This window comes from Ilyobacter sp., assembly GCF_041583315.1.
GTDB lineage: Bacteria > Fusobacteriota > Fusobacteriia > Fusobacteriales > Fusobacteriaceae > Ilyobacter.
This window is the reverse complement of sequence record NZ_JBFHGC010000366.1, coordinates 1-2,993: the sequence shown is the minus strand read 5'-3', so window position 1 is coordinate 2,993 and position 2,993 is coordinate 1. Positions and strand designations below refer to the sequence as shown.

The following is a 2,993-nucleotide window of genomic DNA, read 5'->3' as shown; positions in this document are numbered from 1 at the left end:
ACAAATAGAGCCTTTAAATATTATAGGATATCCTTAGAAGAATGGCTAATGTGATCAGAAGACAAATAAAAAGAGACATATTGGTTTACCCTTATATGTCTCTTTTTTATTTGTCTTCTGATCACATTAGCCATTATTCTAGGGGTATCCTATAATATTTAAAGGCTTTATTTGTGCTCAATTAATTTTTCAAGGTCTGACAGGAATCGGTCCACTATCTCTTCTTTTGTGGCCCAGGAAGTAACCAGTCTCACAGCAGACATTTCATCATCGATATTCTGCCATACATAAAAGCCATATTTTTCAGTGAGTTTCTCCACTACTTCTGTCGGGAATATGGGGAATATCTGATTGGACTCTGTCTCATTAAGAAAATCGTATCCTAGCTTCTCTATGGATGATCCGAGCTTAGACACCATAAAGTTGGCGTGTTTCCCCAGAGAGAAAAACAGGTTATTTCTGAATAGCTCTGAAAACTGTATACCAAGTATTCTTCCCTTGGCCATAAGAGCACCCTTTTGTTTCATATTATATCTGAAGTTTTTCTTTAAGCTATCATTACAGAGGACTATTGCCTCTCCCAAAAGTGCACCGTTTTTAGTACCCCCTATATAAAAAACATCCACAAGCCTGGAGATATCCTCCAGTGTCAGATCATTTGTATCTGATGTCAGTGCTGCCCCTAACCTTGCCCCGTCCATATATAAGATCAGATCGTTTTTTTTGCAGAATAACGACAGTTTTTCCAGCTCATTTTTTTTATAAACCGTTCCCAGTTCAGTAGAATTTGATATAAAAACCATTCTCGGCTTTACCATATGTTCACTGCTGTGCTCAGAAAGCAATTTTTCAATTCTTTCTGGAAGAAGTTTCCCGTCCAGACTTTCAACAATACTGATTTTGTGACCTGTAGCCTCTATAGCCCCTGTCTCATGAGTGCTTATATGCCCGGTATCTGCAGCTATGATGGATTCATAGGGCCTTAGGACTGATGAGATCACCACCAGGTTGGCCTGGGTTCCTCCTGCGACAAAATGTATGTCTATATTTTCATTATTGATTTTATCCTTGAGTATATCCACAGCCTCTTCTGAATAGCAGTCTTCCCCGTACCCATTCTGCTGGCTGGTATTTGTATTTATCAGAGCATTTAGAATATCCAGGTGTGCTCCTTCGCTGTAATCATTTTTAAAACTATATACTATCTTTTCTTTTATATCTTCTGGCATAACTTCCCCCTTCAAAGTAAATGTGAATTTTTCCCTATGGATCCCACTGTATTATCAAAGATAATAAGTCCAGTAAAACAATTATACATATATTGTCCCAGTGTATCAAGGGCTTATAATAAAAAGAATAGTTCCTTCGTCAGAAAAGCACTCTGATCACTCCTATTTCTGCATAGGTTATGGAAATACGCTTTTCTGAATACATTAAAGTAAATAAAAAAAAAGCTGGAAATAATTTCCAGCCGTAATTAAAATTCCTCTAATCTTTTCATAAATCCATGTATTATATCATCATCAATTTCAGATTTTGATAATTCTGCATGTACTCTTTGAAATTCTGATTTTGCCCAGTTCTGAAGTTCTTTCTGACATGCTATCATCTCTTCAGACATATTTTCATTACCGATTTGAGTATTGGTATTGCCGTATGAGGAAAAAAGTTCATTTTCATATTTTTTTAACTCTTTACAGCAATTATTGTAATCCTTTGGGTTGTTTGGCAGTTTCTTTTTCGATTCTTTTAATTTTTTTAAAATCTCATCTAATTCATACACAGTGAAGACCTCCTAATATAAGTTAAATATACTATATTATTTATTTTTAAAAAACCTTTTTTATTTTTCATATTCTTAAATCTTTTGTTATTGGCAGACAGAAGGATACGGGAGATATACTGGTAAAACTATTATATACTCATCCACAGGAGGAAACTTATGAAAAAAATTTATATTCTATTATTGATTTACGTTTCTTTTTCCACAGTTATAATTGGAGAACCTGGGGAAACATCTGATACAAAATATATATTAAGGCCTATTTACGGGAGGGCAAATTATTCAAAACTAAGAAGAACTTTTGGTGAATTCGACCAGTGGGATGAACAGGAGTCGTATTTTGCAGGTTTACAGGTGGAAAGATTTTTATCAAAAGATTTTAAGGGACTTCCTTTGGACTTCACATTTTTGACCAGCCTCCTCTATCACAGCCAGGATATAATAAAGTCAGACGGACAATACACACAACCTATAGAATTAAACGGTAAAGATACTTATCAGATAAATTTTGCTGTGAAATTATACTATAAGAAATTCCCATGGAGCAACAGTATTCGCACAAGACTGGGAGTAGGAGAGGGACTGTCATACGTGGGTGAATACCTGGATATAGAAACTCAAAATTTCAACAGTGAAAGTAAAGAGGCCAGGAGTAAGCTCTTAAATTATATGGATATCTCTCTGTCTTTTAATATAGGGGATATCTTTGGAAAAGAGGAGTTTAATAATTCATATGCAGGAATAGGAATTTCTCACAGATCAGGAATTCAAGGAGTTATAAATGATGTAAGAGGGGGTTCAAATTTTGCCACATTGTTTTTGGAGTTTGAAATATGAATGATAATAAAGGTCTCATAAATAAGACTTGAAATCCGTATAAAATAATTTTATAATGAGTATCAGATCTATGAATTTTATAAAAAGGAGAATATTTTATGGATAAAATTAATATATGCCCAGTTTGCGGAAAAGAAACCACCAAGGACAGTCTCACTGGAAAATATCACTGTGACAAATGTAAAAAAACCTTTAAAAAAGCTGCCTTATGTGACAAATGCGGAAAAGAAGTGGAGATTCTGGCAGCATGCGGTTCTACTCAGTTTTTTTGCAACCACTGTAACGAATTAAAATCAAAGAAAACACTTGAATTTTTTCTGAAAGAACAATAAAAATCCAGATTATATAATCTGGATTTTTTGTTTAAAAGTTT

At 34.2% G+C, this 2,993-nt stretch carries 4 protein-coding genes; 2 read left to right on the top strand and 2 right to left on the bottom strand.

Features of this window, described 5'->3' with window-relative positions; translation table 11 throughout:
• Nucleotides 1-167: 167 nt before the first annotated feature.
• A complete protein-coding gene (locus ABZA26_RS11485; protein ID WP_372714662.1) occupies nt 168-1,229 on the bottom strand; it encodes a low specificity L-threonine aldolase in 1,062 nt (353 codons plus the stop codon).
• Nucleotides 1,230-1,477: 248 nt separating this feature from the next.
• Nucleotides 1,478-1,783 carry a hypothetical protein gene (locus tag ABZA26_RS11480; protein ID WP_372714661.1) on the bottom strand — a complete coding sequence of 102 codons (306 nt, stop codon included), beginning with the start codon at nt 1,781-1,783 and terminating at the stop codon, nt 1,478-1,480.
• Between the two features lie 159 nt (nt 1,784-1,942).
• Between ABZA26_RS11480 and ABZA26_RS11475 the strand changes: the two genes are divergently transcribed.
• Nucleotides 1,943-2,620, top strand: coding sequence for a hypothetical protein (locus ABZA26_RS11475; RefSeq protein ID WP_372714660.1), 678 nt, complete (start codon nt 1,943-1,945; stop codon nt 2,618-2,620).
• Nucleotides 2,621-2,718: 98 nt separating this feature from the next.
• On the top strand, nt 2,719-2,952 hold the full coding sequence (locus ABZA26_RS11470; protein WP_372714659.1) for a zinc ribbon domain-containing protein: 234 nt from the start codon (nt 2,719-2,721) through the stop codon (nt 2,950-2,952).
• Nucleotides 2,953-2,993: the final 41 nt, after the last annotated feature.

Excerpts from the sequence above, each read along its gene's own strand:
- ABZA26_RS11485 (WP_372714662.1), bottom strand. The coding sequence starts at position 1,229 with ATGCCAGAAGATATAAAAGAAAAGATAGTATATAGTTTTAAAAATGAT.
- ABZA26_RS11475 (WP_372714660.1), top strand. The coding sequence starts at position 1,943 with ATGAAAAAAATTTATATTCTATTATTGATTTACGTTTCTTTTTCCACA.
- ABZA26_RS11470 (WP_372714659.1), top strand. The coding sequence starts at position 2,719 with ATGGATAAAATTAATATATGCCCAGTTTGCGGAAAAGAAACCACCAAG.